General features: G+C 69.1%; 1 pseudogene. It reads right to left on the reverse strand.

Features of this window, described 5'->3' with window-relative positions:
- A pseudogene (locus KGA66_RS30715) lies at positions 1-385 on the reverse strand (right-handed parallel beta-helix repeat-containing protein); the annotation flags it as partial.

A 385-nucleotide genomic window follows, 5' to 3' on the forward strand; every position in this document is an offset into this window, starting at 1 on the left:
GCCCGACGAGGAGATCGACAGGCCGGGAGGCAGGCCCGTGGCGCTGTAGGTGAGCGTCTGCCCGGAGGCCGAGTCGCTGGCCTGGACCTGAACCGCGGTGATCGGGGTGCCCACGGCGCCGCTCTGGTTGCCCGGGCTCGTCACGGTCACCGTGTTACCGCTGGTGCCGGCGCCGACGCCGGACTGGCTGATGACCTGCTGGGCGGCGGTGGGCCAGTTGGTCCCGCTGACCTGGGTGTTGCCGGTCAGGGTGTTGTTGTGGGGGGAGCCGGTGGCCACTTGGGTGGCGCCGCCGTTGTACCAGTTGTAGTTGAACGCGTTGTCGTCGGTGTTGTTGTTGGAGTTGGCGTTGGTGAACGCCCACACGCCGCTGTCCTGCACGACG

The sequence above is a fragment of the Actinocrinis puniceicyclus genome, from assembly GCF_018283645.1.
Lineage (GTDB): Bacteria > Actinomycetota > Actinomycetes > Streptomycetales > Catenulisporaceae > Actinocrinis > Actinocrinis puniceicyclus.